Origin of the sequence: Streptomyces sp. NPDC014882, from assembly GCF_043081325.1 — a bacterium.
Lineage (GTDB): Bacteria > Actinomycetota > Actinomycetes > Streptomycetales > Streptomycetaceae > Streptomyces.
In genome coordinates, this window is the sequence record NZ_JBIBWL010000020.1 from 101,580 (window position 1) to 114,874 (window position 13,295).

At 70.7% G+C, this 13,295-nt stretch carries 17 protein-coding genes; 12 read left to right on the forward strand and 5 right to left on the reverse strand.

The genetic code is table 11. The features are described from left to right. Window positions 1-17 precede the first annotated feature (17 nt). The 7 genes from ACF09K_RS32130 (at window position 18) to ACF09K_RS32160 (ending at window position 3,680) form a co-directional block, all read left to right on the forward strand. Window positions 18-332, forward strand: coding sequence for a WXG100 family type VII secretion target (locus ACF09K_RS32130; protein WP_392248849.1), 315 nt, complete (start codon window positions 18-20; stop codon window positions 330-332). Further along, entirely contained in the window at window positions 332-619 is a 288-nt protein-coding gene (locus tag ACF09K_RS32135) for a hypothetical protein (protein WP_392248850.1), read from the forward strand. Before ACF09K_RS32130 ends, ACF09K_RS32135 begins: the two co-directional genes overlap by 1 nt. 57 nt (window positions 620-676) lie before the next feature. Further along, complete coding sequence (locus tag ACF09K_RS32140; protein WP_392248851.1) at window positions 677-1,027, forward strand: hypothetical protein; 351 nt, start codon at window positions 677-679, stop codon at window positions 1,025-1,027. A gap of 84 nt (window positions 1,028-1,111) precedes the next feature. Next, window positions 1,112-2,071, forward strand: a complete 960-nt coding sequence (locus tag ACF09K_RS32145; protein ID WP_392248852.1) for an RNase A-like domain-containing protein — start codon at window positions 1,112-1,114, stop codon at window positions 2,069-2,071. A 27-nt stretch (window positions 2,072-2,098) separates the two neighbouring features. Beyond that, on the forward strand, window positions 2,099-2,662 hold the full coding sequence (locus ACF09K_RS32150) for a hypothetical protein (RefSeq protein WP_392248853.1): 564 nt from the start codon (window positions 2,099-2,101) through the stop codon (window positions 2,660-2,662). 48 nt (window positions 2,663-2,710) lie between these two features. Then, on the forward strand, window positions 2,711-3,010 hold the full coding sequence (locus ACF09K_RS32155) for an RNase A-like domain-containing protein (protein ID WP_392248854.1): 300 nt from the start codon (window positions 2,711-2,713) through the stop codon (window positions 3,008-3,010). A 13-nt stretch (window positions 3,011-3,023) separates the two neighbouring features. Continuing rightward, window positions 3,024-3,680, forward strand: a complete 657-nt coding sequence (locus ACF09K_RS32160) for a contact-dependent growth inhibition system immunity protein (RefSeq protein WP_392248855.1) — start codon at window positions 3,024-3,026, stop codon at window positions 3,678-3,680. Window positions 3,681-3,739: 59 nt separating this feature from the next. Here ACF09K_RS32160 and ACF09K_RS32165 read toward each other — a convergent pair whose 3' ends face one another. Next, entirely contained in the window at window positions 3,740-3,889 is a 150-nt protein-coding gene (locus ACF09K_RS32165) for a hypothetical protein (protein WP_392248856.1), read from the reverse strand. Window positions 3,890-4,001: 112 nt separating this feature from the next. Between ACF09K_RS32165 and ACF09K_RS32170 the strand changes: the two genes are divergently transcribed. Continuing rightward, complete coding sequence (locus tag ACF09K_RS32170; RefSeq protein WP_392248857.1) at window positions 4,002-4,664, forward strand: pyridoxal 5'-phosphate synthase; 663 nt, start codon at window positions 4,002-4,004, stop codon at window positions 4,662-4,664. 199 nt (window positions 4,665-4,863) lie between these two features. Here the strand turns inward: ACF09K_RS32170 and ACF09K_RS32175 are convergent, their stop codons facing one another. From ACF09K_RS32175 to ACF09K_RS32185, 3 genes are all read right to left on the reverse strand, one after another. Then, complete coding sequence (locus ACF09K_RS32175) at window positions 4,864-5,472, reverse strand: hypothetical protein (protein ID WP_392248858.1); 609 nt, start codon at window positions 5,470-5,472, stop codon at window positions 4,864-4,866. 480 nt (window positions 5,473-5,952) lie between these two features. Beyond that, entirely contained in the window at window positions 5,953-6,804 is an 852-nt protein-coding gene (locus tag ACF09K_RS32180) for a helix-turn-helix domain-containing protein (protein WP_392248859.1), read from the reverse strand. Beyond that, window positions 6,801-7,694, reverse strand: a complete 894-nt coding sequence (locus ACF09K_RS32185; protein ID WP_392248860.1) for a helix-turn-helix domain-containing protein — start codon at window positions 7,692-7,694, stop codon at window positions 6,801-6,803. Before ACF09K_RS32185 ends, ACF09K_RS32180 begins: the two co-directional genes overlap by 4 nt. 361 nt (window positions 7,695-8,055) lie before the next feature. Between ACF09K_RS32185 and ACF09K_RS32190 the strand changes: the two genes are divergently transcribed. Beyond that, complete coding sequence (locus ACF09K_RS32190) at window positions 8,056-8,403, forward strand: hypothetical protein (RefSeq protein WP_392248861.1); 348 nt, start codon at window positions 8,056-8,058, stop codon at window positions 8,401-8,403. Window positions 8,404-8,423: 20 nt separating this feature from the next. Further along, window positions 8,424-8,885 (forward strand): hypothetical protein, encoded by a 462-nt coding sequence (locus ACF09K_RS32195; RefSeq protein WP_392248862.1) that lies wholly within the window; start codon window positions 8,424-8,426, stop codon window positions 8,883-8,885. Window positions 8,886-9,670: 785 nt separating this feature from the next. Here the strand turns inward: ACF09K_RS32195 and ACF09K_RS32200 are convergent. Beyond that, window positions 9,671-11,728, reverse strand: a complete 2,058-nt coding sequence (locus ACF09K_RS32200; RefSeq protein WP_392248863.1) for a TerD family protein — start codon at window positions 11,726-11,728, stop codon at window positions 9,671-9,673. Window positions 11,729-12,273: 545 nt separating this feature from the next. On the opposite strand from ACF09K_RS32200, the gene ACF09K_RS32205 reads away from it, so the two are divergent. Further along, window positions 12,274-12,468 carry a hypothetical protein gene (locus ACF09K_RS32205; RefSeq protein ID WP_392248864.1) on the forward strand — a complete coding sequence of 65 codons (195 nt, stop codon included), beginning with the start codon at window positions 12,274-12,276 and terminating at the stop codon, window positions 12,466-12,468. Between the two features lie 208 nt (window positions 12,469-12,676). Further along, window positions 12,677-13,216, forward strand: coding sequence for a hypothetical protein (locus ACF09K_RS32210; protein ID WP_392248865.1), 540 nt, complete (start codon window positions 12,677-12,679; stop codon window positions 13,214-13,216). The last annotated feature ends 79 nt before the right edge of the window (window positions 13,217-13,295 follow it).

The following is a 13,295-nucleotide window of genomic DNA, read 5'->3' on the forward strand; positions in this document are numbered from 1 at the left end:
CTGTGAAACGGGGAGCCATGACAACCGGGAGCGCGGACGACGGCCACATCACCGTCTCCTTCGCCACCCTCCGCGAGCTCGCCGCCGAGCTGGAGGACATCCTCAAGAAGCTCAACGACGGTCTGGACGACCTCCACGACCGGGTCGTGCCGGTCGTCCTGTCCTGGGAGGGAGAGGCCCGCGAGGTCTTCGTCGACAAACTCGACGAGTGGGACCGCTCGGCCCAGGACCTCCAGGCGGCCCAGAAGTGGCTGCACGAGTGCGCGACCACGAGCCACGTCAACTACGCGGCGGCACACCAGGCCGTGCTGCGCGGCTGGGGGGCCGGCTGATGGGGACGCCGCCGCCGGGCCAGAACGGCACCATCGACGTCAAGCCGGCCGACCTCCACCGCGTCTCCGCAGGTGTGGCGAGCCAGCAGACGGTGATGGACAAAGGCGCCAAGACCCTGCTCGAAGACCTGCACAAGTACCCGGACGCCGGCGGTTACGGCACCTCGCCCCAAGCTTTCGCGACGTCGTACGTCAAGGTGGGCAACCGCTTCCTCGAGGTGTGGGCCAGGAGCGTCGTCAGCATCGGCGGTGCCGCGGTCGGCTTCACCACGACGGCCAACACCTAAGCGAAAGCCGAGGCGGTCAACGATCCGACGGGGAAGGCGAAGCCGGTCGTCCAGCCGTTGCCGAAGGTCATCGAGAAGCCGCCCGCCTACGGCTCCGTGCCCGATCTGAAATGGGGCGACGACGACGGAGGCGACGATTTCATCCGCAGGGTCCTGGAGTGGGTGCCCGAGCCGGTCCGGGACGTGCTGAGGCCGGTGGTGAAGCACGCCTTCCGGATGGGCAAGGTCGCCGAGGTCTATCCGTTTCCCCAGCAGCACTATCTGAACTCGCTGTCGAAGGCGTGGACGGCGACGACCACCTCGCTCTCCATGGCGGAGAGCGGGCTGACCGGGAACGTCAGCAGCATCACGCAGCAGAGCAACAGCGAGTGGCACGACGCGATGCGTCATTTCTGCAGTTCGCTGTAGGGCACGACATCGTGGGGCACGAGCCGTGAGGGCTACGAGTGGAAACACGACAGCTCCTCCTCGCAGACCGCCACCCACCCCGTGATGACCGTGCTGTTCGACACGGCCCAGAAAGTCGGCGACCTCCTCTACGAGTTCGCCGAGGCGGCCCTCTACCTCAACCGCGAGGTGTGGGACGTCTACATCGAGGCCGTACGCGACGCGATCCCCAAGGTCGAGGTCAACCTCAAGGACGGCGTCGGCATGGACGACGTCAAGGGTTTCCTCAAAGGCGTGGCCAAGGGGGTCGCCAAGGGCGCGAGCCAGCTGGGCCAGGGCATCGTCCTGAACATGGACACCGCCAAGCTGAACGCGATCGTCAGCGAGTACAACCGACGGGTCGACGCGCTCGTCCCGAAACTCGACGCGCTCATGGGCCCCTTGGACGAGGCGCACCGGAGCGCCCCGAAGTTCGAGGCTCAGGAGGCACGGGCACAGGGCTTCGGGATGCGGGCCCTGGAGGAGTTCAAGGACTCACAGGTCTGGCTGAAGATCGACTCGGCGGGCAGGTACGACCTCGACCTCGCCGCCAACGAGTACCTGGAGCACGGTCACACCCTGGACAGGCACGTCGGCAAGACGGACGAGCAGCTCGCACAGCGCCTGCGGGACCAGCAGTCGAATCCGACGCCGACCCCGACCTGGCCGTACGGCAAGCCGTACCCCAGAGCCGCCTCGGCCTTCCCGGCCTACCGGCGGGCGGAGGAATTGACTGAGTACAACCTCAACCAGAACAAGGCTGCCATCGAGGCGTGGATCAAGGGCCCGCCACCGCCGGGAGAGGGGGAGGTCAGGGATTACCACTCGACCGCGCCGAACGGCGAGACCAGCGGCCGCAGCGTGTTCAAGCAGCCGCTGGACCCGAACGACCCGCTGTCCGGGTACAAACAGGGCGGCATGAACGCCAAGGCGTACGACGTGAACGGCATCGACACGCGGATCCGCTACGACAGCAGCCGCACCCCGCCGTTCACCGTCATGACGTCGATGCCCTCCAAGTCCTAGCGCCCCGCCGAGAAAGGCCGGCACCACATGCCCATTGACCAGACCTCCTGGGAAGCCGCGGTACGCCACCTGTTCGAGGACGCGTACCCGTACGACGCCACGGGCCCGCGCCGCCACGAGGACTGGGTCCTCGATGTCCTCGCGCTGATGGCGCGGGTCCCGGACCCACGGGGTTGGGCCGGTCTCGACGACGCGGCCCAGGCCCCGGAGCGTGAGGCCTCACCCACGTATCCCTTCGCCGTCCATCCTCCGGAGTACATCGCGCAACGTCTCCGCGAGATCGACCGTCCCAGCGCCGAAAACCTGCTCCTCGCTCTCACGGACGATTGCTGCACCCTGTCCAACCTGAAGCGTTTCACGGAGAGCGAGGAGGAACTGCGGGCGATGGCACGCACGATCCTCGCGCGGTACGGAGACGCGGCCACTTACCACACCAACGTCAACAGACGCGGCCCTGTGCCCGGCACACTCGACTTCACGACGTCGCACTGGGGATACGACCCGCTGAGCGACGTCTACTCGGAGGACTACGGCCTGATCGTCGTCTCCGACACCGAGGTGGGCATGTTCTGGAACTTCTCCGACTACTGACCCGCCGGGGCGCGGCCCTTGACCACGTTTTTCCGAGAGGATTTCCCCGTGCTGACCCGTTCCGCCTCCTACCCCGACCGGGAGACCGCCCACTGGGCCACCCAGCAGGTGGTGACCGCCAACGAGCAGGTCGTCCACCGCTGGCTCGCCCAGGGCACCCGGGCCCGCCTGACCATCGAGGCCGCCTGGCCGTCCCGTGAGGAGCCCGTGGGGCGGGTCCAGCTGGAGGGCGACCTGCTGGCCGGGCGCGGGCCCGTCGACGTCCGCGCGGCGCGCGTGGTGCTGCGCCGCGAGCCGTCGAGCCCCCACGGCTTCGTCGTCCGCACGACCGTTCCGTTCTACCTGTAGGGGCTGCCCGCACATGTCCATGAAGCCCCTCGAACACGACCGCCGGTACGGCGAGCTGGACCAGGTGATGCGCGCGTACCTGGGACAGCCGGCCGACGACACCCCGGAGCGGCGCAGCCGCGCGCTGGAGGCGTACCTCCGTCACACCTGGCACACCCGCCCCTGGGCCGTCGCGGAGGCGGAGCACCAGCTGCGCGAGTACAGCCGCAACCCTCCCGGTCGCCTCCGGCAGAAGCTGGGCGAGTTCTACGCGATCCCGGACACCGGGACGGCGGAGTCCGAGATCGGTGACTGGCTGTTGGTGCTGGCCGATCACCTGAGGAGGAGCGTCGAGGAAGGCGACGTCCCCGAACCGTCGCCCCCGCAGACGCACTGGGAGTGGCACGCGCGTTTCCCGGAGACCGCACAGCTGCTCGGCGGCTGGTTCTCGCAGGACGTCGTCGACGAGTTCCCCGACCACGACGCCGCCGTCGCCGACTACGCCGCCACCACCGATCTCCACCTGGTCACACGCCTGGTGGGGGAACTCCACGAGCTGCTCGCCCTCCCCCTGGACGAGGGCGACTACGCCTTGGCGGCCGCCGAACTCGGCATGGAGGTCGGCCCGCCGGAGCCGTTTTCCTACGGAGCCTGGTTCCGGTCGGTGGCGACAGTCCTGTCCGGCGTCTGATCCGGCCCGCGGGCTTCCCGCACCGGTGGAGCGGAGGTGGGGCGGAGGTGGTCCGGAGGTCAGCTCCAGCCCGTGAGGTCCCCGACGAAGTCCGCGTACGAGCGGTTGCCGCCGCGCGGGGAGGGGATCAGCCGGTGCTTCAACGCCTCGCGGGCGACGGCGGGGCCGTCGCTCTCGTCCATGCCGGAGCCCGCTTCGGAAACGGCCACCTTGTCGGTTTCCCTGGGGTCGCAGCGGCGTGATCATCCTCAATCAGCTTGTGAATCAAGCAGGTTGATAGGTTCGACTCGACTTGAGTGACCCCAGCTGAGGGAGTGGGACGTGACCGGTGCGGTCAACCTGCGTCAGGTGCTGCGGGACATCGAGGTCTTCGCCGGCGAGCTTCCCGGGTTCGACCCGTCGACCGCGCCGGACACGCCGTTCGAGCTGTTCACCGAGTGGTTGCTCGAGGCGTTGAGCGCCGGGGTGCGGGAGCCGCACGCGATGACGCTGGCCACGGCGGACGCCGGCGGTGATCCGACCGCCCGCGTGCTCATCCTCAAGGACGTGAGCCCCGAGGGCTGGCAGTTCGCCTCGGACGCGAACAGCCTCAAGGGCCGCGATCTCGCTGCCCGCCCCTATGCGGCACTGACTTTCTACTGGGCACCGCTTGCCCGGCAGGTCCGGGTGCGGGGACCGGTTGTGCGAGAGGCCCCTGAACTGTGCGCTGTGGACTTCCTCGCCCGCAGCGCGGGGGCACGGGCGGAAGCCCTGCTCGGTCGGCAGTCGCAACCGCTCGCGGATCTGGCCGAGAGGGATGCGCACGTAGAGGCATCGCTCAAGCGGATCAGGAGCGAGCCGGACCTCGTGGCGCCGGATTGGACGCTGTACTCGGTGCGCCCGGAGTCGGTGGAATTCTGGCAGGGCGACAAGCAGCGCCGCCACACCCGGCTCGTATACCTGTCGTCACCCGCCGGGTGGACCAAGCAGATGCTGTGGCCTTGATTCCCGTCCGGTCCGCGACCACTGACAATTGCTCGCGAGGTGACCGGTGACGGCTCGGGCGGTAGTGAGACCGCCGGTGTGCTCCCTCGGTGAATTTCCGGGCAGGTGAACAAGTGGCCGCACATCGGGTGATGTGCGGCCACTCTTCGGTCGAACGGATAACCATCGGCGCGACAGGGACGCCGCCTCGGATGCCGCCTCAGATGGTCGGGGTGTCGTCGACGACCGGCTTGTGAACCTCCACGACCGGCTTCCACCCCGCGGAGAACTCGATGAAGTCCGCGCGGGTGGGGTAGGTGTCGATCGCGCGACGGTCCCGCTTGGGGCTGTCGCCCCCCTTGCGTCCCCGGGGAATCTGCTCCTCGAAGATGTCGACCTTCACGTCGGGAACCTCCTTGAGGCCCTGGCGCCAGATCTGCACGACGTCGGCGCCGAACGCCTGCCGGACCGCGGCGTAAAGGGCCGTGAGGGACCCCTTGTCCCCGCCGGGGACGAAGAGAGCCAGGTCCAGCACGACACCGGCGGACTGGAGGACCTCGATGGTCGCCGAGCCGTTCTCGTCGGCCACGTAGATTCCGGCTTCGTTCTCGTCGTCGGGAAGGCAGGAGACCTCTTCCTGGAATACGGTTCTCGCCGTGACCGAGCCGCCCTCGAAATTCCCGCCGGGCTTGGTCAGGAAAGCGGGGACATAGCAGTCGGGAAGCTTGAGTTCTGCCGTGCCGGCGGAAACGAAGATCCTGTCCTTCACGCTGAGCTTCGTCACCTCTTCCAGCGAGAGGCGGCGAGCGGCGATCTTCTCCGTGTTCACGATTTCCCTTTCAGGTTGCACTGTCCCTCCGGGCAGGAACGCTACCACGAAACCCCGAGGTCAACTGCCCAGTAATCCTTGGGTAAATGGCTTCCGGCGGCCTGTGTGGGAGGGTGTCGGAGCGAGTGCCGACCGGTCGGGAACGCGCATCCGCCGGGCAGTGTCCCTCGTCATGGTGTGGGGGATCAACCGCCGGCTGCATTTCGGTGCGTCGGGTGACGCGGAGGAAGTAAAAGAGAGTTTGCGGCAGATGTCGTCCATATCCCCTTCGGGGAGGTGGCGCCGAGGTGAGGCGGTCCATTCGTCGTGCATCTCGAAGCACGCAGCGGAAGCCGACCGGACGGCCCGACAACGCGGCAATGCGGCAACGGAGACCTTCGCCGGCAGCATCCGGAGGGAGTGCGAAGGGGATCCGTCCGCGACCGCGGGGGAGGGCACGCGGACTCCCGGCCCCACCCGCTGCTTCCCTCCCCGTTCGCGTCACGGGCGGTAGCACTCGCGGGCCGTGCCGTCGGCCGGCAGGAAACAGAGGCGCAGATCGGTTCGGTGGTCTCCGCCCAGCATCGGGGTGAAGCGGTAGACGCTCGTGTCGGCCGTGGTCCGCACGACGACCCGGCGCGGTGGTGCGCCGGGCGCCGAGACCTCGACCGCGTCCCCGACCCGCGTGTGCCAGACCCGCCCCCACGCCGCGGCGCACACCGTGCTGTACCGGATCTCCACGTTCGCGCCGGTACGGGTGCGGTGGGGCGGCCCGAGCGCGTCGGCCCGGCCGGGCAGTCCGCAGGACATGCGGGCGGGGTCCTTCCCGTCGCACGCCTCGCCCCGGCAGCCGGGGGCCGGATCCAGCGTCGAGGAGTCCGGCGTCGTCGGACGGCCGGAGGTCTGGTGCGGCAGCCACCACAGGGCGGCCGTCATCGCGGCGGCCGCCACTGCGGCTCCGGCGCCGAGGACCGGCAGGCGCCACCACCGGGCCTGCCGGGCGTGGGGAGCCGTCCGCCCGGCGTCCGGTGTCCCCGGCCTCGGGGTCGCCGACCCCGGGATGGCCGACCCCGGGGCGGCCGGCGCCGGAGCGGGGGAGCGGGCGCGTCCGCTCCACTCGGCGTCGGCCAGCTCCCAGAGTGCGAGCAGCCGCCCGGGATGTTCGCCCGCCATCGCGCAGAGCGCCTCGACGGCCTGCCGGGGGACCGGCAGCTTGCCGTTGAGATAGCGCTCCCAGGAGGACTTGCTGTACGGGGTGCGCTCGGCCAGGGCCGCCAGGCTCAGGCCCGTGCGGGCCCGCACCGCGCGGAGTCCCTCGGCCAGGGCCGCGCATTCGGGTGCGGGGGTGGTCATCCGCGCAGCACCTGCCAGGTGTGGGGGCCCACGATGCCGTCCGCCGGCAGCCCCGCCTCCTTCTGCAGCCGCATGACGGCCGCGATCGTCTGCTGTCCGTAGACCCCGTCGATGATGCCCGGGTCCATCTTGCGGTGCTTCAGCAGGCACTGGGCCTCCACCACGTCCCAGCCGGGTCCGGCGAGGACGGCGGTGCGCGTCGTGCTGTACCCCGCGACCAGGACACCGCCGTCCGGGCCGCCGGCCCTGTGCACCTCGCAGGGGTAGGACCTGCCCGGCTTGAAGACGTACCCCGATGGACCGTGCGCGGCGGGCGTGGCCTGGGCACGGGAACTCCGCTGTGCGGTCGGCGTGCCGAGCACGGTGCCCGCCCTCCCGCCGTCGGGGTCGCCGCCCGGTACCTCGCCCGTCAGCAGCCCCGCGCACAGCCCGGCGACCGCGGCGGCCGCGACGGCGACGGCGACGACGGGCCCGGGGACTCCCGGCCGGCGCCCGCCGTTCACCGGCGCGGGCTCCTCGATGGGCGGCGCCGCCGGTACGGCCGTACCGGCCTCGCCCCGCCGCTTCTCGCCCCGCCGCTCCTCGTCCTCCGCGTCGGCCGGCGGAGACGGCACGGACGACCGCTGCTGCCACGCCTTCTCGGCCACCTCGTGCAGGACCAGCAGCCGGATCGGTTCCGTCCCCGTGATCCGTGCCAGCTTCTCCACCGCGTGGCGCGGTGGCAGCGCCTTCCCGTTCAGGCAGCGCTCCCACGACGACCGGCTGTACTCCGTCCTGGCCGCGAGCGCGGTGAGGCTCAGCCCGCTGCGGTCCTTCAGTCTTCTCAGCTGGACCACCAGTTGCCGGACTCTCTGATCCAGCGAATCCGGCAGTTCCTTCCAACGCGGCATGGGGCGCTCCGTAAGGGTCAGGGCCCGGGGGTCTTCACCTTCTTCATGTTCCGACCGTGGGCAACCCCGGCGCAGGCTCCTGGTTACTGGTCCTCCCCCGCGCCCGTGTCGTGTCGGCCACCCCCACGGCGTCCCGGCGTCCCGTCGATCCGGCGTCCCGTCCCACGTCTTCGCAGGTCAACGCATGGGACGTCCCACGGTGTCCCAGCCGGCCCGACACCGCTGGCCCCGTTCCAGATTGGCCAGCAATCTCGGTAGGGCCGAGCCGGACGGTGCGGACCGGTCCACCGCTCGCACCGTCCGCCGGCCACCACCGACAACCATCACCATCGACAACCATCACCACCGACAAGGGGAAGTCATGCGCAGGATCACATCGGCCGTCGTCACCTCGGTCGCGGCAGCCGCTCTCACCCTCGGCATCACCGGCGGCGCCACGGCCGCCGACCGGGCCGACGCCGGCCAGGGCGTCAGGGCCGGGCAGGTCGCCGCCGCCGGAACCGCGCCCGCCTGTATCGAACGCACGAGCGTCACGAACAAGCCCGGCGGTGGGGTCCGGGTCCACCTCCGCAACTTCTGCGGCAGGACCATGCACGTCAAGGTGGTCGTCAAGAGCTGGTCGGACAGCGGGTGCAAGTCCATGCCCAAGGGATCCGGCTGGGTCTTCCAGACGGTCGGCGGCCGGTACGACCGGACCGTGGTGTGCTGAGCGGGAACGGGAGAGGACTCATGAACATCGTCACCAGGACGTTCCTCGTCGCGACGACGGCCCTGGCGGGACTGGCGGGACTGGCGGGCACGGCGCTGCCGTCCGCGTCGGCCGCGTCGGCCACCACCGGCGCGCCCGCGGCGGTCGCGGCGGCCCCGAAGCCGTGCCCGGTCAAGGCCTGGGGCTATCAGGGCCGCTACAAGTGCGGCACGAACCTGAAGGCCGGCTACATCGACTGGAACCGGGACGGGCGGACCGACGAGGTCTTCGTGGTCGCCCCGAACCGCACGATCTGGCACACGTGGAAGAACGCCGGCGGCTGGAAGCTGATGCCGGGCGGCGGCCGTGCCGACGACATGGAGGGGGACAACAGCACCGGCCCATCGCGTCGTTGCATCGTCGTCCGTGTGAACGGCGACCATCCCTACTGGCAGAACTGTCACTACAACGGCAAGTGGCACCGCTGGACCATCACCGGCTGAAGCGCCTTCCTCCCGCCGTGTCCCGCGAAGTGCCGGGCCCCGGGGACGCCATGACGGCCGCCCAGGGGTCCGGCGACCTGCCCGAGCACCCGGAGCGCGGGCCGTCGGGGTGCTCGCGGGCCGTGCCGGGCGGCGGTGACGGCGGGCCGGTGTTCCGCGCGGGTGTCGGAGACCCCCACGCGCAGCCGCCCGCCGTCCGCCTCGGCGGTCAGCCGGACGTGGAAGTCCCGGCCGGGAACGTGCCCGTGCCGTACGGCGTTGGCGCACGGCTCGGCGGCGGTGAGCGCCGGCGTCTCGTTGGCGTGGCCGTCGTGGGGGGTGGCCCCAGGAATCCAGGCAGTGCGCGACGAACGGCCGGGCCAGGCGGGCGCCCCGCGGGGGTGAGGTGAAGGACAGGGCGAGCCCGGTGGCCGCCGTGACGCCGGGGGAGGGCCGGTGCCGCTGGGAGGAGGGGCTGTGCATGCCGTCAGCGCGGCGGCCGCGCCGGGCGTGCCACCAGCAGCGACACCTGTACGGGAGGGGCTGTAAAGGAGACGGGGTGCTGGTGTCGGCACTGATGCGGTTCTCCTTCGCCAGGACCGTGACCCCGGCATCAGGGACTCCATGAAGCTCAGTACGGATCCCTTCGGCTGCGAGCAGCGGGCTCGGTCTGAATGACCGGGGGCGGGCGGCATGACACCGGGGTGCGCGAGTGTCCCCTCCCGGAACTCAGATCGAGTGCGGCTCGTGCAAGAAGACGACTCACGATGGGCGCAGACGGAGTCGCCGCCGTCTGCGCCCTGGTGTCATCCCGTCGCTGCTCGCTCCTTGGACGGCGCCCGGCTCGCCGCCGGGGTGTCCAGGTGGACGACGACGCCGGTGTAGAAGCGGTGCACGGCGTCGTCGACGCTGCGGATGAAGCCGGTTTCGGCGTTGCCGCGGCCGCTTCCCATGCTCTTGAGCAGGGACAGGCGGAACCCGGTGATCCTGGTGTTGTTGTCCTTGGGGAGCAGGTCCGCCGGTTCGGGGCGGAGCCGCTCCAGCGTTCCGCGCGGACCTCCGGCCTCGCTGTCGACGAGGGTTTCGACGTGCAGGTCCGCCGGTGCCTCGGCCAGGCGCCGGACGAGCCGCTTGGCCCAGCTCAGGGGATAGCCCTGCGCGGGGGCCGGTACGTCGATGCCGGTGCGCACTTTGCCGGTGCGCAGGTCGGCGCCGAGGGTCAGGACGCCGGGGGTGCCGTCGATGCGCAGCTCCGCCTGGAGTCGCCCGTCGAGGCAGAGATGGTCGGCGAGGCGGCTGCGGCGTTCCTTGGGATCCGTTCCGCGCTTGGCGCGCTGAACGGGGAGGACCTTCTGCCCGAGCTCGCCGCCCAGCCTGAGACAGACCTGGCGGATGAGCCGCTCCCAGCTCTCCACCACCTCCAGGGCCCGTGCGTCACCCTGGCAGAGGGTTTCCTCGTCGATCCCGTTGCGCACGGGGACCCAGGCCGGGCCCATGTTCTGGAAGCCGTGGCAGCCCGAGTTCTCGTGCTGCAGGTAGTGCAGCAGTTCCTGCAGCAGCCAGGCGTGTGCCGCGTTGCCCACTCCCTCGTGCCTGATCAGCATCTGCGCCTGGTACGCGACTTCCGCCCAGGACAGGTGCCAGAGCGCCACCTTGTGCTTGCGCCGCTTGTCGATCTTGACGTCGACGAGCGGACTGCCCTCCAGCGCGACGTCGTTCGTCAGCGTGATCACGGCCTCGTAACCGCGGCGCGCGGCGATGTCCATGTACGCCTGCACCTGGTCGGCCTTGAGCGCGTTGCCGTTGGTCTTCGTCTCGACCAGTGCGGTCCACAGCTTGCCGGCCCGCTCCACGCGGATCACCCCGTCCGGGCGCCGCGGACTCTCACCGTGGGGGAGGGAGACCTCCGTGAACGTCTCCATGCGCCCCGCCGGAGCCCCGAACCCGGCGGTCAGTCTCCTGCTGAACTCCGGGACCTGCGCCATCACCGCCAGGAGCACCGAGGTCGCGCGCGTCTCGCGGTCCCGGTCGGTCTTGAGAACCGACACCGGGAAGAGCCGGGCCTGTCTCCAGGAGTCGTTCTCCGCCAGGGTCTTCTTCGCCGTCCGGGGAAGGGTGACCTTCTTCTTCGCGGTGCGGGGACGAGGGGCCGGCTTCCCCGGCTCACCGGCCTCGTCCACCGGCCGGCGGGGAGCGGGAACGGCCTCCAGCGGTGCCCGCCCGGCCGGCTCCTCGGCCGGCGCCGGGACGGTCACCTCCGGGATCGTCGCCTCCGCCTGCTCGTCGGCTTCGGCGGCCTCGAACGCCGCTTCCGTCTCCGCGGCCGCGTCGTCCTCGACATCGACGCCGAAGTCCGCCGCCAGCCCTGCGAGACCGGTCTCGTAGCCCTGTCCGACGGCGCGGAACTTCCATCCCTCGCCCCGTCGGTACAGTTCGCCGAAGATGACCGCCGACACGGAACCGGCGTGATCGACGGCGAACCGCAGGAGGCTCTCACCGGCCGCGTCGGCCAGCGTGATCCTCACATCCTCCAGCTCACCGAAACGGGCCCCGTCGTACCTGCTCGCGGCGACGACGATCCGGTCGATCCCGGCCGGCACCGCGCTGAGGTCGAAACTGATCCGGTCCTCACTGCCGTCAGCCGTCGGCGTCTTGCCCAGGAGTTGCACGCTCCCGTCGGCGGCCACCGGATGGTTGTAGAAATAGAAGTCGCCGTCGCTGCGCACCTTGCCGTTCGAGTCCAGCAGCAGGACCGACACGTCCGCGTCGCCCTCGCCGGTGGGGCTGACCCAGCCCAGACTGACGATCACCGAACCGACGTCGTCGCTCAGATCCGCCAGGGCCACGTTCGAACCCATGATCATTTCCTGCACAAAGCCCCCCGACGGCATCCCTGGGCATGCGGAAGATTCCGCCCCATCTTTCTCTTGCGCGACACAAGGTGACGAGTCGCGCGGAGGAAACTGTAATACGCACCGAGCTCGATCGTGGAGGTTCCGTGAAGCCCGGTGCGCAACGGTGCTGTCCGGTGTCGGACCGCGCCTGCTTCCCATCCCGGCCCGGTCGCCCCGCAGCCGGGATCCGCCTCGCGGCCCGCTCCCCTCACCCCGCAGTCCGGCTGGGGCCCAGTGCCACCGGCCCCGCCCGTCCCGCCCGTCCCGCCGGCTCCCGTCGCGCTCGCGGCCCGCCGCAAGCAGCGGATCAAGTACGGAGCCACCGCCGCCGTCGCCCTGTTCGTCGGCGTCGGCGTCAGCGTCGGGGTCGGGGTCGGGGCCGGCGTCGGCCGACGCCAAGGCCGGCCCCCGCCCCCACGGTCACCGGGACGGTCACCGTCCAGCCGAAGAAGGCCGAGCCGGTCGGCCCCGCGACCACCTTCTCGGGCGAGGGCGAGTACCTCGTCGGCGAGGACGTGAAGCCGGGGACGTACAAGACGGCCGGCTCCGAGGGCGCGTTCGGCTGCTACTGGGGGCGAGCCGAGGGCGCCGGCGGCGAGTTCGAATCGATCATCGCCGACAGCGACCTGGAGGGGCCGGGACGGGTGACGCCCGACAAGGGGAAGCACTTCAAGGCCAACCGGTGCCGGGAGTGGAAGCGGGTGGGCTGACCGGCCGCCGGGCTGCTTCTCCGGTCTGCGGAACGCGCCCCGGTGGTGCCGGAGGGCTGGTCACACGTTCGGGTGAGGTCTCGCGGGGCGGGCACGTCGTGGGGCGGCGGTCCGTTTGATCCAGCGACGAGGACATCTCGGTCGCGTTCTTCGCGCTCGTCGCGTGCGACGCGTCCGTCGACGGCGAAGCTGACAAACGGGGGCACACATGAGTCTGGTCTTCCACCGCAACCCGGACGGCACGACCACCGGCCGGAACGAGGGGTCGGGTCTCACCGTGACCCACGCCGACGCGGAAGAGGTCAAGCGGCGGTTGTACGAGGACGCCGGGTGGGAGTACACGCCTCCGCCGGCCCCGGTTCCGCCCGGCTTCCACCGTTTCTCCCTGGTCCACGAGGAGTTCGAGGCCGTCGGATTCGCGGACGAGCGGTACGCGGACCTGCGGGCGCGTCCGCCGGAGGGGTGCGTACCGGTCGACCGGGGCTGCTTCGCCCTGGAGTGCGAGCGTCCGGGGCGGACGCTCCTGGACGCGGTCGCGGGGACCGTGGCGGAGATCCGCCGCGTGCACGGACTGGTGATGAACAGCCTGGGCGTCGAGAAACCGCAGGAGTGGCCCGGTGACGACCGGGACGGGCACCCCGGCGCGACCGTCGCGCACCTGCTGCTGACGGCCACTCACCGCGCCCGCCTGCTCGGGTACGGACGCAGAGACCTGATCCGGCTCGTCGACGCGACGGGAGTCGAGTAGCCGAGTGGCCCGGTAGGCGGACGGCCGGGCGGACGGGTCGGGGTGTGCCTCAGGCGCCGTGATGCCCTGATGGATCAAG

Bases quoted from the DNA above. Each gene is read 5' to 3' on its own strand.
- ACF09K_RS32150 (WP_392248853.1), top strand. From the start codon at position 2,099: ATGCCCATTGACCAGACCTCCTGGGAAGCCGCGGTACGCCACCTGTTC.
- ACF09K_RS32200 (WP_392248863.1), bottom strand. From the start codon at position 11,728: ATGATCATGGGTTCGAACGTGGCCCTGGCGGATCTGAGCGACGACGTC.
- ACF09K_RS32145 (WP_392248852.1), top strand. From the start codon at position 1,112: ATGACCGTGCTGTTCGACACGGCCCAGAAAGTCGGCGACCTCCTCTAC.
- ACF09K_RS32130 (WP_392248849.1), top strand. From the start codon at position 18: ATGACAACCGGGAGCGCGGACGACGGCCACATCACCGTCTCCTTCGCC.
- ACF09K_RS32195 (WP_392248862.1), top strand. From the start codon at position 8,424: ATGAACATCGTCACCAGGACGTTCCTCGTCGCGACGACGGCCCTGGCG.
- ACF09K_RS32135 (WP_392248850.1), top strand. From the start codon at position 332: ATGGGGACGCCGCCGCCGGGCCAGAACGGCACCATCGACGTCAAGCCG.
- ACF09K_RS32210 (WP_392248865.1), top strand. From the start codon at position 12,677: ATGAGTCTGGTCTTCCACCGCAACCCGGACGGCACGACCACCGGCCGG.
- ACF09K_RS32185 (WP_392248860.1), bottom strand. From the start codon at position 7,694: ATGCCGCGTTGGAAGGAACTGCCGGATTCGCTGGATCAGAGAGTCCGG.
- ACF09K_RS32180 (WP_392248859.1), bottom strand. From the start codon at position 6,804: ATGACCACCCCCGCACCCGAATGCGCGGCCCTGGCCGAGGGACTCCGC.
- ACF09K_RS32190 (WP_392248861.1), top strand. From the start codon at position 8,056: ATGCGCAGGATCACATCGGCCGTCGTCACCTCGGTCGCGGCAGCCGCT.
- ACF09K_RS32160 (WP_392248855.1), top strand. From the start codon at position 3,024: ATGTCCATGAAGCCCCTCGAACACGACCGCCGGTACGGCGAGCTGGAC.